Source organism: Neobacillus cucumis, from assembly GCF_023715505.1.
Map to the genome: position 1 here is coordinate 93889 of NZ_JAMBOH010000001.1, position 25318 is coordinate 119206.

General features: G+C 36.6%; 30 protein-coding genes. 15 read left to right on the forward strand and 15 right to left on the reverse strand.

The window, feature by feature from the left end; translation table 11 throughout:
* The first annotated feature begins 44 nt into the window (after positions 1 to 44).
* From yhfH (M3226_RS00465) to M3226_RS00480, 4 genes are all read left to right on the forward strand, one after another.
* Complete coding sequence (gene yhfH / locus M3226_RS00465) at positions 45 to 179, forward strand: protein YhfH (protein ID WP_098529294.1); 135 nt, start codon at positions 45 to 47, stop codon at positions 177 to 179.
* Positions 180 to 292: 113 nt separating this feature from the next.
* On the forward strand, positions 293 to 427 hold the full coding sequence (gene yhfH / locus M3226_RS00470; protein ID WP_251561606.1) for a protein YhfH: 135 nt from the start codon (positions 293 to 295) through the stop codon (positions 425 to 427).
* A 127-nt stretch (positions 428 to 554) separates the two neighbouring features.
* Positions 555 to 740: a hypothetical protein gene (locus tag M3226_RS00475; RefSeq protein WP_098529298.1), complete on the forward strand. Its 186-nt coding sequence runs from the start codon at positions 555 to 557 to the stop codon at positions 738 to 740.
* A 16-nt stretch (positions 741 to 756) separates the two neighbouring features.
* Positions 757 to 1008, forward strand: coding sequence for a transcriptional regulator SplA domain-containing protein (locus tag M3226_RS00480; protein WP_251561608.1), 252 nt, complete (start codon positions 757 to 759; stop codon positions 1006 to 1008).
* A gap of 46 nt (positions 1009 to 1054) precedes the next feature.
* On the opposite strand, the gene M3226_RS00485 is transcribed toward M3226_RS00480, so the two are convergent.
* On the reverse strand, positions 1055 to 1240 hold the full coding sequence (locus M3226_RS00485; protein WP_098529302.1) for a cold-inducible protein YdjO-related protein: 186 nt from the start codon (positions 1238 to 1240) through the stop codon (positions 1055 to 1057).
* A 90-nt stretch (positions 1241 to 1330) separates the two neighbouring features.
* Between M3226_RS00485 and M3226_RS00490 the strand changes: the two genes are divergently transcribed.
* A complete protein-coding gene (locus M3226_RS00490) occupies positions 1331 to 1468 on the forward strand; it encodes a hypothetical protein (protein WP_251561610.1) in 138 nt (45 codons plus the stop codon).
* A gap of 104 nt (positions 1469 to 1572) precedes the next feature.
* On the opposite strand, the gene M3226_RS00495 is transcribed toward M3226_RS00490, so the two are convergent.
* The 3 genes from M3226_RS00495 to M3226_RS00505 form a co-directional block, all read right to left on the reverse strand.
* On the reverse strand, positions 1573 to 3492 hold the full coding sequence (locus M3226_RS00495) for an endonuclease MutS2 (RefSeq protein WP_251561612.1): 1920 nt from the start codon (positions 3490 to 3492) through the stop codon (positions 1573 to 1575).
* 369 nt (positions 3493 to 3861) lie between these two features.
* The gene (locus M3226_RS00500; protein ID WP_251561614.1) at positions 3862 to 4539 is read right to left on the reverse strand and encodes an LrgB family protein; all 678 of its coding nucleotides are present in this window, start codon (positions 4537 to 4539) and stop codon (positions 3862 to 3864) included.
* Positions 4523 to 4915, reverse strand: coding sequence for a CidA/LrgA family protein (locus M3226_RS00505; protein ID WP_251561616.1), 393 nt, complete (start codon positions 4913 to 4915; stop codon positions 4523 to 4525). The genes M3226_RS00500 and M3226_RS00505 overlap by 17 nt, the downstream gene beginning before the upstream one ends.
* A gap of 159 nt (positions 4916 to 5074) precedes the next feature.
* Between M3226_RS00505 and M3226_RS00510 the strand changes: the two genes are divergently transcribed.
* Both M3226_RS00510 and M3226_RS00515 read left to right on the forward strand, forming a co-directional pair.
* Entirely contained in the window at positions 5075 to 5677 is a 603-nt protein-coding gene (locus M3226_RS00510) for an SCO family protein (protein ID WP_251561618.1), read from the forward strand.
* 366 nt (positions 5678 to 6043) lie between these two features.
* Entirely contained in the window at positions 6044 to 7663 is a 1620-nt protein-coding gene (locus M3226_RS00515; RefSeq protein WP_251561621.1) for an ABC-F family ATP-binding cassette domain-containing protein, read from the forward strand.
* Between the two features lie 305 nt (positions 7664 to 7968).
* Here M3226_RS00515 and M3226_RS00520 read toward each other — a convergent pair whose 3' ends face one another.
* Positions 7969 to 8109 carry a YuzL family protein gene (locus tag M3226_RS00520; RefSeq protein WP_251561622.1) on the reverse strand — a complete coding sequence of 47 codons (141 nt, stop codon included), beginning with the start codon at positions 8107 to 8109 and terminating at the stop codon, positions 7969 to 7971.
* 104 nt (positions 8110 to 8213) lie between these two features.
* On the opposite strand from M3226_RS00520, the gene M3226_RS00525 reads away from it, so the two are divergent.
* The gene (locus tag M3226_RS00525; RefSeq protein ID WP_098529318.1) at positions 8214 to 8456 is read left to right on the forward strand and encodes a YkuS family protein; all 243 of its coding nucleotides are present in this window, start codon (positions 8214 to 8216) and stop codon (positions 8454 to 8456) included.
* Between the two features lie 192 nt (positions 8457 to 8648).
* Here M3226_RS00525 and M3226_RS00530 read toward each other — a convergent pair whose 3' ends face one another.
* Together M3226_RS00530 and M3226_RS00535 are read right to left on the reverse strand one after the other, a co-directional pair.
* On the reverse strand, positions 8649 to 9056 hold the full coding sequence (locus M3226_RS00530) for a hypothetical protein (RefSeq protein ID WP_251561624.1): 408 nt from the start codon (positions 9054 to 9056) through the stop codon (positions 8649 to 8651).
* 117 nt (positions 9057 to 9173) lie between these two features.
* The gene (locus M3226_RS00535) at positions 9174 to 9656 is read right to left on the reverse strand and encodes an Hsp20/alpha crystallin family protein (RefSeq protein WP_251561626.1); all 483 of its coding nucleotides are present in this window, start codon (positions 9654 to 9656) and stop codon (positions 9174 to 9176) included.
* A gap of 165 nt (positions 9657 to 9821) precedes the next feature.
* Here M3226_RS00535 and M3226_RS00540 point away from each other — a divergent pair, with 165 nt between their 5' ends.
* Complete coding sequence (locus M3226_RS00540; RefSeq protein WP_251561628.1) at positions 9822 to 10079, forward strand: hypothetical protein; 258 nt, start codon at positions 9822 to 9824, stop codon at positions 10077 to 10079.
* Between the two features lie 33 nt (positions 10080 to 10112).
* Here the strand turns inward: M3226_RS00540 and M3226_RS00545 are convergent, their stop codons facing one another.
* On the reverse strand, positions 10113 to 11288 hold the full coding sequence (locus tag M3226_RS00545) for a D-alanyl-D-alanine carboxypeptidase family protein (protein WP_251561630.1): 1176 nt from the start codon (positions 11286 to 11288) through the stop codon (positions 10113 to 10115).
* A 146-nt stretch (positions 11289 to 11434) separates the two neighbouring features.
* A complete protein-coding gene (gene mprF, locus M3226_RS00550) occupies positions 11435 to 13963 on the reverse strand; it encodes a bifunctional lysylphosphatidylglycerol flippase/synthetase MprF (protein ID WP_251561632.1) in 2529 nt (842 codons plus the stop codon).
* A gap of 248 nt (positions 13964 to 14211) precedes the next feature.
* On the opposite strand from mprF, the gene M3226_RS00555 reads away from it, so the two are divergent.
* The 5 genes from M3226_RS00555 to M3226_RS00575 all read left to right on the forward strand — a co-directional run bounded on the left by M3226_RS00555 (position 14212) and on the right by M3226_RS00575 (position 20050).
* Positions 14212 to 14664, forward strand: a complete 453-nt coding sequence (locus tag M3226_RS00555) for a cupredoxin domain-containing protein (RefSeq protein WP_251561634.1) — start codon at positions 14212 to 14214, stop codon at positions 14662 to 14664.
* A 319-nt stretch (positions 14665 to 14983) separates the two neighbouring features.
* Positions 14984 to 17209 (forward strand): formate C-acetyltransferase, encoded by a 2226-nt coding sequence (gene pflB, locus M3226_RS00560; RefSeq protein ID WP_251561636.1) that lies wholly within the window; start codon positions 14984 to 14986, stop codon positions 17207 to 17209.
* A gap of 63 nt (positions 17210 to 17272) precedes the next feature.
* Positions 17273 to 18022: a pyruvate formate-lyase-activating protein gene (gene pflA, locus M3226_RS00565; RefSeq protein ID WP_251561638.1), complete on the forward strand. Its 750-nt coding sequence runs from the start codon at positions 17273 to 17275 to the stop codon at positions 18020 to 18022.
* Between the two features lie 492 nt (positions 18023 to 18514).
* Complete coding sequence (gene yidC, locus M3226_RS00570; RefSeq protein WP_251561639.1) at positions 18515 to 19312, forward strand: membrane protein insertase YidC; 798 nt, start codon at positions 18515 to 18517, stop codon at positions 19310 to 19312.
* A gap of 156 nt (positions 19313 to 19468) precedes the next feature.
* Entirely contained in the window at positions 19469 to 20050 is a 582-nt protein-coding gene (locus M3226_RS00575; protein ID WP_251561642.1) for a YhcN/YlaJ family sporulation lipoprotein, read from the forward strand.
* 92 nt (positions 20051 to 20142) lie between these two features.
* On the opposite strand, the gene M3226_RS00580 is transcribed toward M3226_RS00575, so the two are convergent.
* Positions 20143 to 20346 carry a DUF6501 family protein gene (locus M3226_RS00580; protein ID WP_251562319.1) on the reverse strand — a complete coding sequence of 68 codons (204 nt, stop codon included), beginning with the start codon at positions 20344 to 20346 and terminating at the stop codon, positions 20143 to 20145.
* 287 nt (positions 20347 to 20633) lie between these two features.
* Here M3226_RS00580 and sda point away from each other — a divergent pair, with 287 nt between their 5' ends.
* Positions 20634 to 20753, forward strand: a complete 120-nt coding sequence (gene sda, locus M3226_RS00585; RefSeq protein WP_374110530.1) for a sporulation histidine kinase inhibitor Sda — start codon at positions 20634 to 20636, stop codon at positions 20751 to 20753.
* Positions 20754 to 20805: 52 nt separating this feature from the next.
* On the opposite strand, the gene M3226_RS00590 is transcribed toward sda, so the two are convergent.
* The 5 genes from M3226_RS00590 to trpA all read right to left on the reverse strand — a co-directional run bounded on the left by M3226_RS00590 (position 20806) and on the right by trpA (position 25318).
* Positions 20806 to 22206 carry a HAMP domain-containing sensor histidine kinase gene (locus M3226_RS00590; protein ID WP_251561644.1) on the reverse strand — a complete coding sequence of 467 codons (1401 nt, stop codon included), beginning with the start codon at positions 22204 to 22206 and terminating at the stop codon, positions 20806 to 20808.
* Positions 22203 to 22883, reverse strand: a complete 681-nt coding sequence (locus M3226_RS00595) for a response regulator transcription factor (protein ID WP_251561646.1) — start codon at positions 22881 to 22883, stop codon at positions 22203 to 22205. The genes M3226_RS00590 and M3226_RS00595 overlap by 4 nt, the downstream gene beginning before the upstream one ends.
* Positions 22884 to 22911: 28 nt before the next feature.
* Positions 22912 to 23040, reverse strand: coding sequence for a hypothetical protein (locus tag M3226_RS32130; RefSeq protein WP_285857670.1), 129 nt, complete (start codon positions 23038 to 23040; stop codon positions 22912 to 22914).
* A 191-nt stretch (positions 23041 to 23231) separates the two neighbouring features.
* A complete protein-coding gene (gene mnmH / locus M3226_RS00600) occupies positions 23232 to 24308 on the reverse strand; it encodes a tRNA 2-selenouridine(34) synthase MnmH (protein WP_251561648.1) in 1077 nt (358 codons plus the stop codon).
* Positions 24309 to 24535: 227 nt separating this feature from the next.
* Positions 24536 to 25318, reverse strand: a complete 783-nt coding sequence (gene trpA, locus M3226_RS00605) for a tryptophan synthase subunit alpha (protein ID WP_251561649.1) — start codon at positions 25316 to 25318, stop codon at positions 24536 to 24538.

Sequence of the window (25318 nt, forward strand, 5' to 3'; positions counted from 1 at the left end):
AATAGGATGTTTAATAAACTGTATTAATAAAGGAGGAGTTATACATGTTAATGAGTCCAGTTGAATTTTTCCGCAGCTTACCAAAAAAGGAATGCCCAGAGTGTGGTCAACATATGGAGGAACAAGCTGAGAGTTATCTAATGGAATGTGACCGCTGTTTATCTAAAAGAGAAGAGTAGTTCACAGTAATATTCGATCTTACAAATGCCAACAAAAGTTTATTTTTTTTATTTATACTGTACTACAACAAAAGTGAATACAATAAACTGTATTAATCAAGGAGGGGTTTTATATGTTAATGAGTCCAGTTGAATTTTTCCGCAGCTTACCAAAAAAGGAATGTCCAGAGTGTGGTCAACATATGGAGGAACAGGCTGAAAGCTACTTAATGGAATGTGATCACTGCTTATCAAAAAAAGAAGAGTAACACAAAGGCCCTCCATGCTAAATGGAGGGTTTTTATTTTATAGACAATATATTCCGCTTAGGAAAAAATTAGGAAGGCATAAACCAATTTCTCTATGTGAAACCTTTTACTATAAGGAGATGATACGATGGCTAAGAAAAAAGATTATTTGACACCTGCAGATGAACAACCGCTAGTGACCATCGAAAACGGCTCAGTTTTCCCAAATAAAAAAAATACACCGGGAGATTCAGTCAACGAGCACAAGGCACTTGAAGAAGCTAATATGATTATAACTGGGGATGAGATCAGACAGCAAAACGAAAATTTGTAAAGGATGGTTATTCAATATGAGTATAATTGATTTAGAAAATGCCAAACCCGGGGATGAAGTATATGTCATCTACCGTAATCCGCATGTTCCTTCTGTAGCAAATGTTCAACCAGCAGAGATTGTTCAGCACCCAAAAGACCCAAATGCATTAGCATTATTTCTTAATGAAACATTTCATGTCATTGAGGATGATGATGCATTATTCACATCCTCAGAATCTGCCCAGAGAGCATATGAAGAACATTTTTTTGATTTCGGTGAAGAATAAAAGACTGTCCACTACTGTGACAGTCTTTTTATAAATAGATATTTATTTAAATTTTTGGAAGCTCTCTTATTTCTTGTAACATTTGGTTGCCGCACATAGGACATAGCAGATCGTCTGCGACAAAATCCTTTCTCATCCAGCCGATACAAGCATCATCCGAGCAAGAGTAAACCTCAGTATCAACAAGGATGGTTTCAATCTCTTCTTCTTTAGCCCTTTTACCGTAAAAAATGGGAACCGCCTCCTTTTTTTACTAGTATGGACAAAAATGTTACTTTTCATTTCCACAAAAAATTTCTTTAGAGATTGGAGTGAAATTCGGATGTCATCTGGACAGAAACGGTATAGTAAAGTCGGTACGGATATTGAAGAAGTAAAACGGCTGAATAGTCAATCGGGCTTAAGCTATAATGAAGTAAAACTCCTTCTTGCCCAACAATATGCAAATCAAAAAAAATAGGCCTTTTTCTAATTAACTAAGGACTATAGGCTGTATAATTCTAAAAACAAGATGTCTCTTAAAATAGGTTGTTTAACCTTTTCCTTGAGACATCCTGTTTCCCATTATTCAGAATAATCGATTGTTATATTCTCTTGATAGCCTTTGGAAAGAAGCTTGCTTTTTTTGCGATTTTCCTTTGATTGAAAAATAATATCAAAATCATAATTCTCCGGATATAGCTCATCTGCTCTGATATATATGGTCAATCGTTTGTGGTTAATAGATACTTTTTCACCTTTTACTTGAACAAGGTAATTTCCATGCTGGTCAGGACCCTTATACACAATTCCAAACTCATTTGCTGGTGAAATTTTAACATTATCACCTTGATGATAAATTGGTATTTCTGTTTTTACTGCAGCTTGTTGCTGCTGGTACTTATTTATCATCACCTGTTTTTCTAATTCTTTTAATTTCCATTGTTCTGTTTCTTGACTTAGATATTGTTTTTCTTCCTTATAAGTGATGTAATGAGCTCTTTCAACAATCGCCGGGTGCATCCCGAGTCTCAAGGCAATTGCAAACGCCTGGCTATCTCCTCCCCTGCCGATCACTAACCGGTATGTTGGCGAAAGCGTTGTTAAATCAAACTCCATTGAGCCATTTATAAAGCCTAAATGTTCTTCTGCAAACTCTTTTATTTCACTATAATGAGTCGTTGCTAGGATGGTTGCTCCTTTTTGATAAAGGGTTTCTAAGGTAGCGGTAGCAAGCCCCATACCTTCTCCCGGATCAGTACCAGAGCCAAGTTCATCTAATAAGGCTAATGTTCGATCATTCGTATCCTTTAAGATTTCAATAATATTGACAATTCTAGAACTAAAGGTACTTAAATTTTCGGTAATACTTTGCCCATCACCAATATCTACTAATATTCGATCAAAAATTCTAATGTTACTTTCTTCAGCGGCAGGAATTTGCAGACCACATTGCACCATTAAAGTTAACAAGCCCACTGTCTTAATGGTTACAGTTTTCCCTCCGGTATTTGGTCCTGTGATAACAATTCCCTTTTCTTCCCTACTCATTGTAAAAGATAATGGAACAGCCTTGTCACCTAAAAGAGGGTGCCGCGCCTGTATTAATGTTAATTCCTCAAGTTGATTAATACCCACCTTAGAGCCTTTAATCATTCGGCAATATTTTGCTTTAGCAAAAAGAAAATCGTATTGAATCATTGTTTCAACGGCAAGACGGATTTGCTGCTCCTTTTGTTCCACTAAACCTGTTAAATAGGTTAACACCTTTTGAACCTCTACTTCTTCATCTGAAATTAGCCACGTTAATTGATCTTGAAAGACAGCAATTTCTTCTGGTTCTATAAAAAGTGTGGACCCAGATGCAGACGTATCGAGGACCGTCCCCTTTATTTTATTGCGATATTCTTTTTTTATCGGAATCACATATCTACCATTTCGTTGACTTACCACATTTTCTTGTAAATACAATTTATATTTATTGGAACGGATCAGTTGCATTGTTTTTTCCTTCAAACGTTCCTCTTGTATCGCAAGTTGTTTTCTTATTTTTAATAATTCCTTGCTTGCGTAATCATCTACCCTGCCATTACGGACACAGCGAATAATTTCAGCGGCCAGTTCAGGTAATTCATCAATAACCTCGACATAGGCAGATACTCTTGGTGCATAAAGAGCTTTATCCTTCATGTATCTCCTCATTTTTCCACAGCTATCCAAAAAATCATATAGCTTTGTAAGTTGCTCTACTCTAAGTGCAGCTCCTTTATTCATGTTCTGAAGGATGGCAGTCATTCCATCCAGGCCATGCACAGGAACACTGGCACTAATTTTCAAAATCTCGACTGCCTCCGTAACTTCTTCAAGCCATGCCTCTACTTGCTTAACTTTTGTTGATGGGACAAGATTCAGTATTTTCTCTTTACCTTCTTTGGTTAATGCAAAGTTAGCAATTTCATCCTTAATTTGCTGGAATTCCAACATATTAAACGTGTGTTGATTCACCTTATAACCTCCTAAGAATAAAAATAGCCGCAATGAACAATGTCATTGCGGCTCTAAGAAACGAATGGTAAACCATCCATTTTTTCATACTTAAATTAATCCAAAATAAAAACTGTCTACACGAGTGTACACAGCTACATTGGAATAAGATGTATGCTTATGCTTGCTCATTGTTCTTAACCTCATTCCACAACTAAAGAAACCCTCCATTTTTCGAAAAAAATGAACGAGAATAATGGAATGAACATATCCAATTGATTGGATTAGTTAAGAACGACACCTAACATAAAACATACTCCCTTATTTAAGCAATTAAATTCTTCTAAAATATACAATAATTAACAAAATTTATCAATAAACATTAGCCCATTAAATGATGAAATTTATTATATACGGAACAATAAACGAAGTGAAGACGGCGGCAATTCCCATTGCTGCACCCGAAACAGCACCTTGTATTTCCCCTTCCTTAACCGCCTCAGCTGTACCAATACCATGTGCAATCGTACCAATGGCCAGACCTCGGGCAAAAGGATGGTCTATCTTAAACAAGTTCAAAAGTTTGGCCCCAAACATGGCCCCGATCATCCCTGTAATGATGACGTATGCTGCAATAAGAGAGACATTCCCATGAATAATTCCCCCAATTTCTGTAGCAACCGGGACAGTAACAGACTTTACCGTCAAACCTAGGAGATAAAAGTTTGAAAGATGAAGTCCTTTAGCAAGTAAAAGAGCTGCTGCAATCGTGGAAATACTGCCAATAAATAAACCTGATACAGCTGCCCCTATGTATTTTATAAATAATTCACGATTTTTATAAATCGGGACTGCCAGGGAAACAGTTGCCGGTCCGAGCAGGTAGGTCATTATCGCTTTAGCCGGTTTATATTCCTGATATGATATATTGGAAACAAGCAAAATGATGATAATGATAACTGTACTTAAAAAAACAGGGCTCGTTAAGGGCGAAGGATATTTTTGTGTTAAAAAACGAGCAAACAAATAGACACCAATAGTTAGTAGGATGCTATAAAGCGTGATCATGATAATTTACATTTTCCTTTTGATTTTTCGTAATGACAGCTTGAGTTGTCTTTCCCGCTGCAATGATCCCCATGATGGCACTGATAAAAAGAATAACAAGTAAAATCCAACCTTTTGTCTTGAAAATATCTCCTAATGTCATTAGACCGACTGATATTGGAATAAAAAAGAAGCCAAGATGTTTAAGGAGCCAACCTGCCGCCCATTCAATTTGATCTACCTTAATCAAACCTGACAAGAGCAATACCAATAAAACAACAATCCCAAGTACATTCCCGGGAATTTGTAGGTGCAAGTACTTAACTGTTAAATTCCCAACTTGGTAGATGACAATAAGAATAATCAGCTGAATCAAGAATTTGAATGCCTTTTTCATCTAATCACCAACTCTCTAATTTTGAAGAAATCAGAAATGAACGCTCATTTTATAATAAGTATAAAGCAATAGAGTTTAGGGTGCATCCACTTTTTTTCACAAAATATCCATATCTTTTTTTGGAAAACTTATTTATCTTTATGGTAGGAGGGGATCTTTTTGAAAAGGATTTATATTATTTGCAGCCTGGCTGTTTTTCTGGGGATTGCTGGAGGAATCTCGTTTTTTCTTATCCGTGATGCAAATGCAGCCATTCCAGCTAGCACTACTTTCATTACACAAAGTGGAGATACATTTAATTTTGGGAAAGATAAAACAAAGTTAAAACTAATTGAATTTATTTATACTCATTGCCCTGATGTATGTCCCACAACTACACAAAAAATGGTTGATTTAAAGGAAGATTTATTGAAAAAAGGGATCTATGGAAAGGGCGTAGAATTTGTCACGATAACCATTGACCCTTACCGAGATACATCCGAGATTTTGCAAGAATATAAAAAGGGGTTTGGAATAGAAAAGGATAACAACTGGTTGTTTTTAACCGGGGAAAAACAACAAATAAAAGATGACCAAAAACAACTTCGTAAGATTACGAACGCCTTGCAATTCCAATACAAAGATCCTGGAAACGGCCAATTTATTCATTCTACCTTTACGTACCTGGTTGATGAAGATAATAAATTCATTACCAAGTTCCCAATGGGAAAAGAGTTTAATAAGCAGGATGTTTACGACAAAATACTTGATAAAATAGAGTAATAAAAAAAGCGGTTAGTCCACTAGGATTAATCGCTTTTTGCTGTAGTAATATCATTCAAAGGATCGGATTTTATTTAATTTGCTGCAATGTTAATAGATAAGTTGACTTTGGTTTGGTCAGACTCGCCTTAATACCAGCTTTTTTTAATTTGTTAACGAGTTCAGTAAGCTGTTTTTTTGCCATACTTCTCACCCTCTTTAAAACTTCTTAACCCAATTCTACAACAAAATTATGAATAAAGTGTGAAATTGGAAAAATTTTTTTAGAAAATTTTTCTTATCATATTAATAAGCTGTAAAGAATTCGCTCTTCCTCTAGATTAATGGTATAATTAGTAGATATTTTTGTTCTGGAGGATTATTACTATGATTACTGTTAGTAACGTAAGTTTAAGATATGGTGACCGTAAATTATTTGAAGATGTAAATATTAAATTTACACCAGGAAATTGCTACGGACTAATTGGCGCGAATGGAGCCGGAAAATCAACATTCCTAAAAATATTGTCCGGTGAAATTGAAGCGCAAACAGGTACAGTACAATTAGGGCCAAATGAGCGTATGGCTGTATTAAAGCAGAACCATTTTGAATATGAGGATTTTGAGGTTCTCAAAACCGTTATCATGGGTCATGCAAGACTTTATGAGGTTATGCAGGAAAAAGACGCTATTTATATGAAAGAAAACTTCACCGATGAGGATGGAATGAAAGCAGCTGAACTTGAAGGTGAATTTGCCGAACTTAACGGCTGGGAAGCAGAGCCTGAAGCAGCAATTTTGTTAAAAGGCCTTGGAATTGGTGAGGATCTTCATTATAAGAAAATGGCTGAATTAACTGGTTCCGAAAAAGTAAAGGTATTGCTCGCACAAGCATTGTTCGGCAGACCAGATGTTTTACTTTTGGACGAGCCGACAAACCACTTGGATATCAAAGCAATTCAATGGCTTGAGGACTTCCTAATTAACTTTGAAAATACGGTCATTGTTGTATCCCACGACCGTCATTTCTTAAATAAGGTTTGTACCCACATTGCCGACCTGGATTTCAGTAAAATTCAAATTTATGTTGGAAACTATGATTTCTGGTATGAATCCAGTCAGTTAGCATCCAGAATGGCTTCAGATGCGAACAAAAAGAAAGAAGAAAAAATTAAAGAACTTCAAAGCTTTATCGCCAGGTTCAGTGCCAATGCCTCTAAATCAAAACAGGCTACATCCCGTAAGAAGTTATTAGATAAGATTACTCTTGATGACATCAAGCCATCTTCTCGCCGTTATCCGTTTGTAGGATTTACACCAGATCGTGAAATCGGCAATGATTTATTACGTGTTGAAGGATTAACAAAGACAATTGATGGAATAAAGGTCCTAGATAACATAAGCTTCTTTATGAATAAAGGAGATAAAATTGCACTTGTCGGTACGAATGAATTGGCAAAAACGACTCTCTTTAAAATCTTAATGGGGGAAATGGAAGCTGACAGCGGGACATTTAAGTGGGGGATTACCACTTCTCAGGCTTATTTTCCAAAGGATAACTCTGAGTACTTTGAAAATAGCGATTTGAATCTTGTGGATTGGCTGCGCCAGTTCTCACCAAAAGATGATAGTGAAAGCTTCTTAAGAGGTTTCTTAGGAAGAATGCTATTTTCCGGCGAAGAAGTGTTGAAAAAGGCCAGTGTCCTTTCAGGTGGTGAAAAGGTTCGCTGCATGCTCTCTAAAATGATGCTGAATGGAGCAAACGTGCTTCTTTTAGATGAACCTACAAACCATTTAGACTTGGAGTCCATTACGGCTTTAAATAATGGATTAATTAATTTCAAAGGTTCAATGCTGTTTTCATCACACGATCATCAGTTTATTCAAACAATTGCCAATCGAATTTTTGAATTCACACCAAAAGGTCTTGTAGATAAGCAAATGAGCTATGATGAATATTTAGAAAATGAAGAAGTTCAAAAGCAATTGGCGGAAATGTATCAATAAGATGAAGAGGGTGTCTAAAATAGACATCCTCTTTTTGATGAGATAAAAAAGTATAAAAGTTTTTGACCTCGAGAATTGTCCAGCTCCAGGCGCTATCGGCTTATCCAGTTGCGGCTCCTTTGGGACGCAAGTCTAAGCCACCCCCTGAAGAAGGCCAAAAACGCCTTCTTAGAGGGTGCGTCTTATGCATTCGTCCCAGAACAGTCGCTTCCACATTTAGATCAATCCTTCCAAAAGTTAAAGAACTTCCTTTCGGCCGGCTCGTCTTGTGCTGCGAAGTCTAAGCGCCTTGCGCTATTCTTACACTAATATCTTTTTTGCTTCTTTCTAGACGAAGGTACTTCAGTTGAACCAGTCTCTGTTGTTGTAGTACCTTGACCTTCTACTTGTGAAGAATTAAGGCCGATGGTGGACGGATCGGCTTTACGTTTTCTGCCTCTCGACATTTCATACACCTCCCCTCCTAATATCCTTTGGACAAATATCGCAGCTTATACGGAATATTTCCCAAATCTTAAGGCAAAATAATGTACAGGAGGAGGTGTTTTGTATGGCAAAAGTTGGAGTAGAACAATCTCTTACAAATATTCAACAAGTATTAAGGGAAAAAGGGTATGATGTGGTAGAATTAAAGCAGGAGTCAGATGCACAAAACTGTGATTGTTGTGTTGTTACAGGTCTAGATTCAAATGTGATGGGTATGTCTGATACCAGCACAAAAGGCTCTGTAATTGATGCAAATGGAATGTCTGCTGATGAGGTATGCCGTCAAGTAGAAAGCAGACTTCAATAAGAAAGCGGAAGCGCCCCGTTTAGCACATGACAGGATTGAAGCCTTTCGACTGAGATAAAGGAAACACGAAGAGCGTTAGCTTTTTCGTGTTGACTTATCGTAGGGAGATGAGCGAAGTCGTCTGGCCGCTGGGCGCTGGAGCTGGACAATTTTACCTTTTTTCACTTCAAAAAGACTAAAGTACCTTTCACTTTAGTCTTTTTTTGTCTTAATATTAACCTTCATATTTTTCTCCGGTTGTTTTTGTCTCCCTGCCTCATTTTTCATGGGCTTTTTCGCCCCTTCATCAAAGGTAGGTGTAAATTCACTTCCATATGTTGCTCCAATATTTAATTTCCCTTTCAACTCTTTAATCCCGAGCTGTCCAAAGTTATTATTTAACTCATATTTATCTAAGATAATTTTTTCAATATTAATTTTCTCTATAATAATCGGCGGGTCCTTGGTTTTAGCCTCCCCTTCTGGTAAACATTTCTCTTGGGAGGTTTGTAGTGAATTTTTCAGCTCCTCAATATTCATTTCTAATGAGATCAATTTATTCTTTAATTCCTTTTCATAATCATTTTTCTTGAATATAAGGAATAAATCTTTTAATGACATTATCACAAACTCCCTTTTGTTTACCCTTTCTTTATCTATATGGAAAAAATCATTGAACATGTCCAAGAAAATCTGGGGAACCATAAAAATCGGCCTCCCATTAATTACGCAAGCTTTCTAGTCAATTGGAATAATTTCACCTTTCTCTATCGTACGCTGATAACTAACAATCAATAAACCATTCCAAAATTTTGCACTCAATTGTTGAGGGCTCACTGTATCTGGCAGAGTGATCTGTCTCTGAAATTCACCATAAAACCTTTCGGAATAAGTCAGCGTTAAGTGCGGATGGAGGGGGTTCACTTTTCCTTTAATCGTTAGGTTATTACCATTGAGGCCTAATTCCAAATTTTCCTTCGCTACCCCTGGAAGTTCAATCACGACAACCACTTCATGCTCACCTGCAAGGATATCAATTATCGGGAAAGTCTTTGAATTTTCTGCCCTTCCCGATTCACTGTCCGCTGTGGATGACTTTGCAGGCTGTTCATTCATAAATTGTTTGGCAAATTCCTGATCAAAAATATTGTTCCAAAAGTCACCGCCGTGCATATTTTTTGCAATATCCATCCACTGTTTTAATTTATCTATATCCACCACTCGACACCCCCCTTTGTCCGAATAATTCAGCCGCCTATTCCCTTATTAATTAATCCTACTTTCATCATACGAAACTTATTCACTAATTAATCCAACTATTACGCTTGTTTCATAAACCATATTAAGGTGCATATAATGATAATTAGTTGGGAAGGAGGAGATTGAATGACAGTACCTGTTCCGTTTATTAATATAAATATATTCATGATTAAGATTAATTCCTTTGAAAATGCCTCAGCAGTAAATATTGGCCAAAACCTGCTAGCTGAATGGCATAATTCAGATAAGAAAAATCAAGGCTATGGGCAAAATTTTGGTGATCAAAGCGATTTTGTTGCTACAAGGAGTTTTGTAGATGATAAAGATCAAATAGACTCTCCTGCCTCTTTCAACTCTTGTCCGTTATCAAATGATGATGTATAAAAAAATAAACCATGGGTGCTTACCTCCCATGGTTTAACTAGTATGTTTATATTCTGTTGAACGTTTCTTCCGAACAGCTATTGTTAAAGCAATCAGTATAACCATCATACCTAAAACGACATTTATTTGGAGCAGCAATTGAGAACGATTTTCGTGATGCTTTTCACCTTTTTTCTTAGTTGCTGCTTTTGGTTTTGGCGGCTCCTTATAGGTTAATTGTACAGTCTGAACTAATTGGCCCTTAGCGTCCTGGATTGAAAGAAGCCCATTGCTTGCAACATTTTTTTTACAACCCTCAATACGTTCCGTAATCAATGTATCTTTCTCTGGGGAAAAATCCTTATGGTCTGCTGTAAAAATTTCTCCCTGCTTAATGGTTGAGTGTTGGAAGTTTTTAAAACCATAATCAAGTAATACCCCAGTATCATTATATTTATCATTCTTTAAATTTGATTTTAATACCACTGCCGTTAGTCTGATCTTTCCGTTGTCTGCCGTCGTTGCCAAGGTTTGTTTTGTTTCACTGGTATAGCCTGTCTTTCCACCAGTAATTCCCGGAAAGGCAATCTCTCCTTTTAGCATTTTATGGTGGGTTACAAGATTCGTCTGCCAAGATTGTCCTTTCCACGGAAGTATCTTCGTGCCAAAAATTTCTGCAAACACAGGATTCTTTATTGCGTAATTAGTTATTAAGGCCATGTCCATTGCAGTTGTATAATGGTTGGCATCAAATAAACCATTCGGATTCGTAAAATGAGTATGGGTTACACCGATTCTTGTTTTTAAATATGTATTGAGGTTTTCTGCAAACTGCTGAACCGTACCATCCGTATACTCCGCAATTGCAACGGCCGCATCATTTCCTGAATTAATAAGCATACCCTGAATCAGCTGTTTTAAAGGTAATTGCTCCCCTTCATTCAAATAAACTCGGGTACCGTCTTGCCTCACAGCATTACTGCTAACGGTTACCATACTATCTAAATTGCCCTTTTCGATTGCATAAATAGCTGTAGCTATTTTTGTTAAACTTGCTGGATACATTTTTTGATTAGGATTTTTAACGTAAAGAACAGCCCCAGTATCAGAATCGATTAAAGCTGCAGCTTCACTCTTCAGTGGCAGCTGCACTAACTCTGCCGCTGCAACATGTAATTGGGCTGTAAGAAGAATAAGAAAAACAATAATGGCTGGCAAAAACCTCTTCAATAGGAAACACCCTTACTTTTGTCATAGATTCCTCCTTGATTTTACCAGATTATCAGCAGAAATAAAGTACACTTTGTGAATTAATCCTCCTAATATAGTAAATTTTAACCATAAACAAAACGGCTGGCAGCTGCCAGCCGTTTTGTTTATGGTCTTTTTTTGGAAATTAACAAAGCAATTTGGGCCATAATAAACGGCAATGACGATTTTCTTCTATATGCCAAATATTTAGGTTCCCAAATATCAGTATATTTTTCTTTGAACTTCCTAAGACCTTTAAATTGATAGATAAAATGGCCATGCAGAAAAATTTGGGCTGCTATTTTTTCGCTCAAAAAGGAAAATTTCGACAAACCTACGTTTGATAATGGAGCCATTCCCATATTAAACCGCTGATAACCTTCTTGGATGGCCCAATCAATTACCGATAAGAAAAAAAAGTCAATTATACCTTCCGGTGCTGACGGTTGAACTCTGATTAAGTCAACCGAGACAGTTTTATAATTATCGTATACATACATAATGCTCATAAAACCTAATATATGATCTTCTTTATTTTTTACAATGGCTATCGGGGCTCTATTCAAATATTCTTCATTAAAGTATCCTAATGAAAACCCTTTTTCTTTTCGACCAAGAAGCCATTCATCGGAGATTTTTCTCAATTCCTCCATAATGACTTTTGAATAAGGAGGTTTAAGCATTTCAAAATAATACTGTTCACCATTAAATTTATTTTTCAGTACTCTTAAACCTTGCATTTTGTTTCCTTTGAGCGAAAAGGTTTTCAGATCAACAAAGGCCTCTTCCCCTAATTTAAAAAACGCAAAGCCGTGGCCATGTAAATACGGGAGCATGTCATCGCTAACTTGGTAGAAAACAGGTGTATAACCATATAAATCAGCAGCTTCTTGGAATTCCTCAATCGCACTCGAAAAGTCCTGTTTCTCACCAACTGGGTCTCCAAGGATAATTAACTTGTCCGCATATTTTTGGTAAGAAATTAGAACATCCCGCTTGCTATTCCAAAAAATATATTTATCATGCAGGAAAATTAAATGGGATAATACCTTACCTGAATATACAGATAAATGATTGATGATTTCCTGTTCATGGTCAATTGACCTTTCAAGTTTCCACTTTTTAGGCAGACTAATCAAATAACCTATAAAAAGAATACTTAAAGCAATTATTAAGCCAATAATCGCACTGGAAAACAAATCCCGGTAATCCACAATAACATACGGGATAAACTTCTTAGGGATGGTGATTTTCGCATTTGGAAGGTTGAAGTACCCAATTAATATATACATAGAAGTAACAATTACAACGATTGCCACATCAAAAATTGTTTTTCCCCATGTTAGTACATAACTTTCACGATAAAATTGGCCTTTTGACATCCTAAGCAAGAGAGCGACAATAATTAAAAAAGAAGCCTCCTCGTAATCAATCCCCTTAAAAATGGAAAATATTGCAGCAAGAATCAGAGCGAGCATGGTGATATCATAGGTTCTTTTTACACTGTATTCAATTCCACGCGATAGTCCCAGTAACAAAAAGCCTGCTGCAACGGATAACTGGTGTGAGACATTGATAATTGGAAATGACAGCAGTTCCTGGGCAATTCTAAGTCTCGACATGATTCCTGGTACACTGGCAGATAACAGGAGAATTACTCCTGATAAAAAAACAAGCATGGTCAAAGCAACATGACTTAGTCCCTGAACGATCGCTTTGGGGAGATTATTCCATAATTGATTCCATCTTTGCCAATAAAGCCTTACAAAAAAGATTACGCTGATTAAAAATGGGATCAAATAGTAGCCGATTCGGTAAAACAAAAGAAGGACAAGCACTTTTTCTTCTGGAATATGTAAATCCTGCATACCCCAAAGAAATACTAAATCAAATGAACCTAAGCCTCCGGGAATCATACTAATAATACCGGCACAGGCAGCAATTATGTAAACAGGGAACAAATCAAGGAACGAGATGTGAATTCCTAATATTTTAGTTAAAATGAAAATAGCCACAAACACAGCAAACCATTCAATTACTGAAACGATGACCAACTCAATACTAGTCTTGAGTGTCAGTACACGTTGATTGTCTTTATTGGTCTTAAATACATGGATACCTAAAAATATCGGTAGGTACAGTCCTACACCTAAGACCGCGAAGTAAAGCCATCTTGTATCCACTAACACAGGGAAATTCCGATAGTCAATTGTTACGATCCAAGAAAGGAAGGAGATTCCTGTTAAATAAAAAAGTGAAACCGAGGCGATAACTCCAAGTAGTTTCCGTTTATCCTGCTCCAGCTTATGAAAGAAATAGGTTCTCAGCATGGCTCCGATAAGTCCGCCAAGGCCTATTAAATTCGAAAACGAATTGGCAATAAATGATTGCTCTACCAACTCTCTTTTCGAGACTTTTATCTTCAAAATCTTCACTAATATTACATCATATAAAACCATCGGCAAAACCGCCGCAAAGGCTACGCCAAAGATTACTAATAACAGCCAAATATTGAGATGATTAATCTCACTTTTAAGTAACTCTCCATTAATATTTCCAGTAAATTTCTTCATCTCAATGATTGCGAAAATTAATAAGAGCACTGGAAAAATAAATTTCACAACTTTTAGCACTTTTTCTTTTTTAATCCCCAACCAGATTACCACCCATTTTTTCATTCCTGTTTTTACTATAAACGCTCTACAACGAAAAACAAAGTAATATCTTAAATTCCAAGGACACTTAAACTTATTTTAGACAGACAATTGATGGTTCAACCTCCCGAGTTAGGAAGCAATAATTTAAATTTATCAATGGGTACAAAAAATTTCTAAATTGAGACAAGTTTTCCACCCTCCATAGCATAAACATTTAATAAGACAAAATATGAGGAGGTCTGCTGGTGAAATTTTTAGTTTTTAAAAAAGAAACCCTATTATTTTTTCTAGCTGTTGGCATCGTATTGGCAAGTATTTCTGCTTGGTTCATGTTAAAAGCCGGCGATACAACCGTATTTAATCAACATTCAGACGGAAAAATTCGTCAAATCCACATGGTAACAGGTGAATTCAAAACTACTTTGAAAGATGGTAAAGAGATAGAAGCTTATCGCTGGGACCCTGGCACCATCGTCTTAAAAAAGGGAGAAAAAGTAAACCTGATTATTAGTGGTATTAATGGGAATGAACATCCTTTTTACATTGAGGGTACCACCATTAAAGGAACGGTAAAAAAGGGCCATGATACCCTTATTCCCCTCCAATTTCAAAAAGAAGGCACCTATCGATTAATTTGTGAAGTTCATCCTGACCGAGCCCACAACGGTCCAATGATTGCCTATATTGTGATCAATTAGTAGCAGGAAATGACTTTCCTGCTTTTTCATTTGGCAATGGAGCTGTTTCATAAGTTTTCACTATTAACATGTTGATATTATTAGTTCCTTTCTATATAACAGTTTTAATTTTTTATCATTTTTATATAATACAGTTTTGATTATTTCTAACATCGTTCATAAATTATTCATAAACGGCCTTTAAAAACCCTTAAATTTAAAGGATTCACAATTCCTTAACAATTAGTACATTTTTTACAGCTTTTCACCTGTTATACTAGGGCCATGAAATAAATAACTTTCTGTTATATTCTTCTACTAATTTAAGAGGTGAAAAGTAATGGAGCAATGGCAAGGTTTTAATAAAGGAACATGGACAAAAGAAGTAAACGTACGTGATTTTATATTAAGAAACTACAAACCATATGAGGGCGATGATTCCTTTTTAGCTTGTGCAACTGATGCAACAAACAAGCTTTGGGAACAAGTAATGCTTTTAACAAAACAAGAGCGTGAAAATGACGGCGTCCTTGATATGGATACAGAAACAGTATCTACGATTACTTCCCATGGTCCTGGATACTTAGATGAAGATCTAGAAAAAGTTGTTGGCGTTCAAACAGATAAGCCCTTCAATCGTTCACTACAGCCATTTGGCGGCATTCGGATGGCAAAGCAAGCGTGTGCTTCGTACGGCTATGAATTAAATCCAGAAATTGAAAAGATTTTTACTGATTACCGAAAAACTCATAACCAAGGTGTTTTTGATGCTTACACAGATGAAATGGTGCTTGCTCGTAAAGCTGCTATTATTACTGGTCTGCCAGATGCTTACGGACGCGGTCGTATTATTGGTGATTATCGCCGTGTAGCATTATACGGTGTTGAATTCCTTATTCAGCAAAAGCACTTAGACAAAAAAAATATCAGCAGCGTCATGTCAGAAGAAAATATGCGTCTTCGTGAAGAGCTTGCAGAGCAAATTCGTGCCTTAAATGAATTAAAAGAACTTGGCACGAGTTATGGATTTGACTTATCCCGTCCTGCAATAAATGCACAAGAAGCATTCCAATGGTTATACCTTGGCTATTTAGCTGCTATTAAGGAACAAAATGGCGCTGCCATGAGCCTTGGCCGTACATCAACATTCTTAGATATTTATATTGAAAGAGATTTAGAAAATGGCACATTAACTGAATCAGATGCTCAAGAAATTGTGGATCACTTCATCATGAAGCTACGTTTAGTAAAATTTGCCCGTACACCTGATTATAACGAATTATTTAGTGGTGACCCAACATGGGTAACAGAATCTATCGGCGGTATAGCTCAAGATGGACGCTCACTAGTAACGAAAAACTCTTTCCGTTTTCTACATTCACTAGATAATTTAGGACCTGCCCCTGAACCAAACTTAACGGTTTTATGGTCAGTTCAGCTGCCTGAAAACTTCAAGAGATATTGTGCTAATATGTCTATTAAAACTAGCTCAATCCAATATGAAAATGATGACATTATGCGCCCTGAATACGGCGATGACTACGGAATTGCCTGCTGTGTATCAGCTATGGAGATTGGTAAGCAAATGCAGTTCTTTGGGGCTCGTGCTAACCTTGCAAAAGCTCTTCTCTACTCAATTAACGGCGGGGTTGATGAAAAGTTAAAAATTCAGGTAGGACCACAATATCTGCCAATTACATCTGATGTTCTAGATTACAAAGAAGTGATGCAGCGCTTCGACCAAATGATGGAATGGCTTGCTGGTCTATACATTAATACATTAAATGTTATTCACTATATGCACGATAAATATAGCTACGAAAGAATTGAAATGGCCTTACATGATACAAAAATACTAAGAACTATGGCAACTGGTATTGCTGGACTAAGTGTTGTTGCTGACTCGTTAAGTGCCATTAAATACGGTGAAGTAAAAGTTATTCGTGATGAAAACGGCATAGCTGTTGACTTTAAAACAACTGGTGACTTCCCTAAATATGGTAACAATGATGATCGTGTTGACAGCATAGCTGTTGAGGTTGTTGAAACCTTTATGAAAAAATTACGTAAGCACCTAACGTACCGTGATTCACTTCATACACTATCAGTTTTAACCATTACTTCAAACGTAGTATACGGAAAGAAAACTGGTAACACGCCTGATGGCCGACGTGCAGGTGAACCATTTGCACCTGGTGCAAACCCAATGCACGGACGAGATACAAAAGGAACATTAGCATCATTATCATCAGTTGCTAAGATTCCATATGCATATTCAATGGACGGAATTTCCAATACCTTCTCCATCGTTCCAAAAGCATTGGGTAAAGAAGAAGAAAGTCGGATTACCAACCTTGTATCTATCTTAGATGGCTATTCCATTAAACAGGGCCATCATCTAAACGTTAACGTCTTTAATAGAGAAACATTAATTGATGCGATGGAGCATCCAGAGTTATATCCACAATTAACAATTCGTGTATCTGGATATGCTGTAAACTTTATTAAATTAACCAAAGAACAACAGCTCGATGTTATTAACCGTACCTTCCATGAATCATTGTAGTTAGAATAAATTGGAGTTCCCTAATCTAGGGGGCTCCTGCTAAAAATAAGGGGGATTATCATCATGATTGGAAATATTCATTCGATAGAAACATTAGGAACAGTAGATGGACCAGGAATTCGTTATGTAATTTTTACACAAGGATGCTTATTGCGCTGCCAGTTTTGCCATAATGCAGATACTTGGGAAATCGGTTCTGGAAAACAAATGTCTGTTTCCGAAATCATGGATGATCTGACCAGTTATCTCCCTTTCATTGAAGCATCAGGCGGAGGCATCACAGTTAGCGGCGGGGAACCCTTATTACAAATACCCTTTCTAACGGAATTATTTAAAGAGTGTAAAAAGAAAGGCATTCATACTACTATTGATTCTTCAGGAGGCTGTTTTTCTCACGCGAAGGTCTTTATCGAACAATTAGAAGAACTGTTACAATATACAGATCTAGTGTTACTTGATTTAAAACATATCAATCGAAAAAAACATATTCAACTGACAGGTATGGCTAATGACCACATCCTAGAGTTTGCTAGGTTCTTATCCGAACGGAAAGTGCCAATTTGGGTGCGCCATGTTCTTGTCCCAACCGTCACAGATGATCTGGAAGACTTGAAGAAACTTGGAGAGTTTATAGGAACCCTTGAAAATGTTCATAAGATTGAAATTCTTCCTTACCACAAACTCGGAGTTTACAAATGGGAAGCCCTTGGACACGAATATCCTTTAAAACATGTAGAGCCGCCAGCTGAAGAGAAAGTTGAATTTGCCTATCAAATGCTGACAGCACATTGGAAAACATCATTACAACACTGATTCGTAGGGATCAGTGTTTTTTCTTAGCAATACTGGGATTTTAGAAACCTTACTTTTAAACTATTAGCAATGTCTTCATATTATGGGATATAGTCAGTGATAAAATTGATTCTTTTCGTTTTCTCCTATATACTCATATCATTGGTATTTAAGTGAGGTGATAATTTTTGTTTCAATTGCTGATTGACCTTTCAGATATAAATGCTCTAAACGCCCTTTATGTGAGTATTTTTCTTGGAATCACAATAAAATTTTTGTGGGCTTGGGGTGTAGAATATACCTTTTTAGGTTCTCTTTCTGAATCTGCAAACACAAAAATTAATTACCCGCATGTTTTCTACAGGAATCAAAATAGTATAAACGGAAGTTTTATTCTGAAAAGAATTGTTAAATATATTCGTAGAAAAGAATGTTCACAGGATGATTCCGAAGAACCAATTTCCTCCCTTATTATTTAAACACATAATACAATGAGACATTTTAGGAGGAAATATGAAAAAGAATCGATCTTCACTTATACTTGCGGCTATTTTTATTTTGTCAACCTTACTTTTATCTGCTTGCTCAACACAAGCACAAACAACAACAACTAATAAAACAGGCTTTTTTCAAACCTATTTTGTCCATCCTTTCTCGACTATTATCCATTCAACTGCTGAATTTCTTGGTGGTAACTATGGTTTAGCGATTATCGTTGTTACACTGGTTATCAGACTTGTATTAATGCCATTAATGCTTAGGCAATACAAAAATCAGATGGCCATGAAAGAAAAAATGGATGCTTTAAAACCTGAGATGGATTCTATTCAAAAGAAAATGAAGACCGAAAAAGATCCGAAAAAGAAACAGGAACTTCAAGCCGAAATGATGGGACTGTATTCAAAGCATGGTGTTAATCCACTCAATATGGGCTGTTTGCCAATCCTAATCCAGATGCCGATCTTAACAGCCTTCTATTATGCTATTCGCGGTTCACATGAAATTGCCACTCATCAATTTTTATGGTTTAATCTAGGGCATTCAGATATTATTATTACGATTATCGCTGGCCTTGTTTATTATTTCCAATTCAAGGTCTCCCAATCTAATATGCCAACCGCCCAGCAGCAACAAATGAAAATGATGGGCTTGATGTCACCGCTAATGATTGTGATGTTTTCTTTTAACGCACCAGCAGCTCTCCCTCTTTATTGGGTTGTCGGCGGGTTATTCTTAACACTTCAAACCTTGGTAAGCCGAAAGCTCTACCAAGCCAAAAAGCCAATTGAAACTCCGGCTCACCAAAAGTAAATGAACGGAAAAAAGAAGCATTGAACCCAATGCTTCTTTTTATTTACATAAAAGGGATCTCCTTCTAGAAGCCTTTATTATAATCGAAAAGGATAATTTGTTCTAAAATAGGAAGACTATCTGTAGGGTAACTCGTAGAAGGAGTGCATACATACCATGAAAAATCGATTGTTTGTTTTAGTATCTCTCATCATTTGTTTGTATTTTTCAGGCTGCTCAAAGAATAGTGTAGACGATGATGTTTCAAATCAGAAGCTTGACCTGAATAAAACAGAAAATTATAATATACCAAATCATGGTGGTCCAGCTATCACGAGCGTTGATACCAGTGACCCGGAAATAGACCGGCAACAAAATCAAAACACCAGACGCCCGACGAACCCTCAATATCATTACAACACATCAAAAATCATTGTTGCAAATCGAGCAGCAGATAAGGTTGCCGATTTATCTGAGATTGACCATGCATATATTATTGTTACCGATAATAATGCTTATGTAGCTGTCCAATTAGGCACTTCTATTGGCAATCAATTGACAGCATCTCTTAGAGGTAAAATTACCAAGGAAGTAAAAATGGTTGATGATAATATAGACAATGTTTATATATCAAAAAATCCACAGTTCTATAAACGAATGGCGAGATATACAAGAGGTATTAGAAATGGGCAAACCTCTTCCGATTTCATCGATGATTTTTCCGACACCATTCGCAGAGTTTTCCCAGATGCCCGTTAATCATAAAAAGATATAGCTGCCTAGTTTCGGTTCAGGCAGCTATTTTATTTTGAATTCAAAAAGACCGGAGGCTTTACCTCACGGTCTTCATGTTATGCATCTTGAAAATATTCCTTGTAAAACCCGCCTACTTTTCCCGTATTATCAATAATGTAATAAAACTCTTCGGTTTCGTTTTTTACATCATAAATTTTCCCTGTTGTTAATGCATTATGAACGAGAAATTTCTTAGCATCTGTATGCACGCATTTTACTTTTTTATTGGTTTCACGATTTTTCCATGATAAATGAATCAATGCTGCCACCGTCCTTTCAGTCTTTGTCCAAGTTCTAGTATAATCAATCGCAGCGGTTCTGTGCAACCATATCATTATTTGCATAGGATAACCAATTTAATGAATGACTACTTACTTTCGCCCTTTGCCAGCTGCCTCTTCATTATTTAAAAAACTTAGCCATAATTTGTGAACCTTTTTTTACAATTAGTAAATAATAGTTCTCAAACTTCAGCTAAACTATTACAATAGTAAAAACTGAATATACAATCCATTTTCAGGAGGAGGGCATTCTAAAATTGAAAATTATGAGTAACGAGCAGTTGGTTGTTTCGTATCGGGATGCATTAAAGTCTGGTGAAAAGGAATGGATTAAACTTTTAAAAGATGAAATAAAGCGCAGGGGACTAAGGGCCCTAAAAAATTAAGCCGGAGAAACTAAAGATATTAAAACCGCTGAATATTTCAGCGGTTTTTAATTTATATTGAGCATGGCAATGCCATTTTTACTGTTGTTCCCACTCCGACCTGACTCTCAATTAAGATAGTACCATTATACTTTTTGATTAAACGCTGGGCAATTGACAGTCCAAGTCCCGTTCCTCCATTTTCTCGGCTTCGAGCTTGATCCACCCGATAAAAGCGATTAAATACTTTTGCTAAATCTTCGCTCCGTATGCCAATTCCACTGTCAACTACAGAAATGATCAATTCATCACCTTCTAGCTTTGCCGAAATCCAAACTTCCTTATTATTGCTTGAGTACTGAATGGCATTATCTAATAAGATAATCATAATTTGCTCCATATGCTGTCTTGAAATCGGAATTTTTGGTAATCCTTGTTCCACTTCTAAAAAAAGATTGTATTCCGGATGGACAATTTCCAAATTTTTCACCAATTTATGAAGCGTTTCTGAAATATCTGTTTTTTCCTCATTTATTAATCTTGGATGCTCAGCTCTTGTAATATGTAGCAAGTCATTGATTAATTTTTTTAATCTTGTTACTTCTTGAAGTGAAGCTTCAAGAGATTCATCTAGGATGGCAGAATCCTTCTTACCCCATCTGTTCAATAAGGAAAGATGTCCCTCCAAGATCGACACAGGTGTTCTGAGTTCATGTGAGGCATCTTCGACAAATTGCTTTTGAAGCAGGAATGATTTCTCAATTTCATCCATCATTTCATTAAAGACATTTGTCAATGCTGTTAATTCATCCTTTTGTTTATAGCCATTCATCCTTTCCTGGAAGCCGGTTTCCTTAATCTGCTTCATCGCTTGTGCCAAGTCCCTTACAGGTTTTAAAAGCTGTTTTGCAAGTAAAAAACCGCTGATTGCACTAAAGACAATTGCCGCAATCCCAAATATGGTCATAACCCAAAAGAAGTACCCCATCATTCTTCGGTAGTTATTTAATTGACGGACAATTTCTACAGTCCCTGAAAAGTCATCTCCCTTTAACGGGGCTCTTGAAACAAAAGCTTCATCTCCCTCGATTGAAACCATTTGGGTGACCTTTTTTCTTGTTGGGGCAGCCTCAAAAACTGGGAAATCACCATTTTTATCAGAAACAAGAATATGGCCATCTTTGTCATACACTCTAATTAATTGGTCTTTATCATTCATTTTCCTTAAAAATGTTTGGCTATTTTTAATCTCTCCTCGATTAGGCTTGTTTGATTTTGCGTTGTAAAACGTTGTGATATCACTCATTGTTCGATTGATAGCAATTTCTTCACGATTCATCATCCATTTTGAAACGATATGATATTCTAAGAAACTAAATAAAAAGAAAGTAAAAAAAATAGCTGTTGAGCAGCTTAACACCAGTTTAGTCTGCCAGCGGAGACGGTTAAAATGAATGCTGATTTTCTTTATCATCGCATAACATATCCTATACCACGAACAGTGTGAATATAACGGTCTTCATCATTTGAGTCATCTATTTTGTTTCTCAAATAACGAACATATACATCCACCACATTTGTTTCAACGCCTGTACTATAACCCCAAACCTTATTAAGGAGTACTTCCCTTGTTAACACGATATTTATATTGCTCATGAAGGTACTTAATAAATCGTACTCCCTTTTTGTAAGACTAATCACCTTTTCTCCTTTTTTCACCACGCAGGATTCTAGCTCAACAGTAATATCTTTAAACACGAGGGTCGTGACCTCATTAGATTGCATGGCTTCAACCCTTCTAAATAATGACCTCAATCTTGCTAATAACTCTTCAATCGCAAATGGTTTTACGATATAGTCATCTGCCCCGCTATCAAGTCCGGAGACCCGATCAAGTACACTATCCCTAGCTGTTATCATAATAATGGGAATTGTTTTATTGGTTTGCCTAATTCTTCGGCATACCTCCATCCCATTTAATTCAGGGAGCAGTAAATCAAGTAAAATGGCATCCCAACTTTCTGTGATAGCTAATTGTAAGCCAATGCGCCCGTCAATGGCAACGGTTGTTTCATAACCCTCATGCTGCATTTCTAGCTCAATAAATCTGGCCAAGTTCTTTTCATCTTCAATAATTAGTAATTTGGACATACTCCCACACTCACATTACGTTTTTCTATTATTTTAACTGATGTTTATCTCGAATAAAATCGAAGACTGCATGAATAATTTCAATTGATTGGTACGAAACGAGAGAAAGTGCAGTAAACGAAAAGAAGCCAACAATAATCAAACGAATCCAGAACATATTGTATTCCTCCTTTATGAACTGTTTTTCAGTACCTTAAAAATTGATTTTGATTGAAGATAAAGTTATTTAAAGGATTGTTATCATCTTACCTGTTATTCTGAAAACTGCAATGAGAAGAAGATTAGAATTCGCTAAGAAAAATAATGAAGCACACGACTGTATAGGCGTGTGCTTCATTATTTTGTTACTTATAAGCGGTTATTTGTTTTTAGTAAGGGAGGTATAGATAATTCTTTAAGTTTTATTCCGATCTGCTCGGCTGCATCCATAGGATTTTCAGTAAATATATCAATAAACTCACCAATATAATCTTGTCTTGCATGGTCGTAACGCGGATCATAATAGTGTTCAAGTAAAATCATGATCATGTCTCGATAATTTTTTTCTTGGAGTGTTTCAATTAATCTTTTCCTAATCTCGATATCCTTTACCCGTTTTAAAACCTTTTCGATTCCTAACGATATTTTTTCGTCATACCAAGGTTCCTGTTCATAAGGCAGTACGTACTCAGAAACAAGAAGCTTTACCCTTTGTTCAAGTGGTGAATGAATATAAATATTTAAGCCTTTAAATTTAACATCCATTAATTTCTCTGGTTGAACAGCCTTTCCGATTCGCTTACTTTCTGCCTCAACAAGAAAATAATTGCTCCCATAGATTTCGTTAAGTCCCTTGAATAACAGTGAATCAAATGTCTTTTGATTATGACCTTCTCCAAGTCCAATTGTGCCAAATATGGAGCCGCGATGGCCAGCCATTTCTTCCAAATCAAGTACAGGATAACCCTTTTTCTTTAGAATTTTTAGAACCTCTGTTTTTCCTACTCCTGTCATCCCATGGAGCACAACGGTTTTTTCCGGTATCATTGTCGGTATTTGTTCAAGGATATGATGACGATAGGCTTTATACCCTCCTAAAAGGCGCCATGCATAAATGCCGGCAAACTCTAAGAAGGTTACAACAGCTTTACTACGCATCCCTCCACGCCAGCAATGGATCACTAACTCCCCATCCGTTTGATATGATTTAATTTTATTTAAAAGGTCAGGAATCTTGGGAGAAACAAATTCCATCGCCTGCCATTTGGCCGCTGCTTGTCCTTCATGCTTATAAATCGTACCAATAACTTGACGTTCTTCATCCGTGAATAATGGTATGTTGATGGCGTCAGGAATTGCCCCATCTGCAAACTCAATCGGTGAACGTATGTCAATGATGACTGGGTCCTTTAGGGTTAATAATTCTTCAACAGTTATTTCCTTCATCTATATTACGCCCCTTTAAAAAACGAACAAAAACTTCCACTTCTGGAAGTTTCAAAATAACAAATGCATCATAAAAAGTTTTTTTCTTATCATGATATATACCTATTATAAAGAAGTTTACCCATGCTATCAAGAAATTCAAAAATCATGTCAAGATTTAACACTTTCACAATTAACTGAATGTTAAAAAGGGTCTATTCTGAAAACAGAGCAGACCCTTTCGTTTATCAGACGTTTGATTTCTGTATACTAACAGACATTAAATCTTCCATCTCACTAAGTAGATTTTGTTCAAATAGGTCCACTATTTTACTCCCTACTATAACGCCGTCACTATATTTGGATATTTCTTGAATTTGCTCTTTACTTGAAATACCGAACCCTGCCATAACAGGGATCTTACTCACTTCTTTAACTGATTTTAAAAAGTTGGTTAATTCGGCATCATACTCATTTCTTACCCCGGTGATTCCTTTAACAGTTACCGTATATAGAAAACCTTTTCCCTTACTTGAAATTGTTTGAATTCTTTCGAATGGTGTTGTCAGGGTCACTAACCGGATTAATTCCACTTCGGCTGCTTCAAGTTCCGGTACAATAATCTCTTCCTCTTCAATTGGCAGGTCAGGAATGATGCAGCCATCCACCCCGGCATTCCGAATGTCGCGGACAAACTCAGCTATCCCGTACGAATAAATTGGATTTAAATAAGTCATAAGTATAATTGGGATTGATACTACCTTTCTAGCCTTTTCAATTTCTTGAACAATCCCTCTTAAGGTGGTGCCATTAGCAAGAGCCCTTAGGCCAGCCCGTTGGATCGTCGGCCCATCTGCTACAGGATCAGAAAAGGGAACCCCAACTTCGACCGCAGTAGCCCCGAATTTTTCAAGTAAAGCCAGTCTGTCAACAAGCGTTTCTAAACCTCCATCCCCTGCCATTATGTAAGGAACAAAGGCTTTCTTATGAGTTTCTTTTAATGCCGCAAATGTTTTTTCAATTCGATTCAT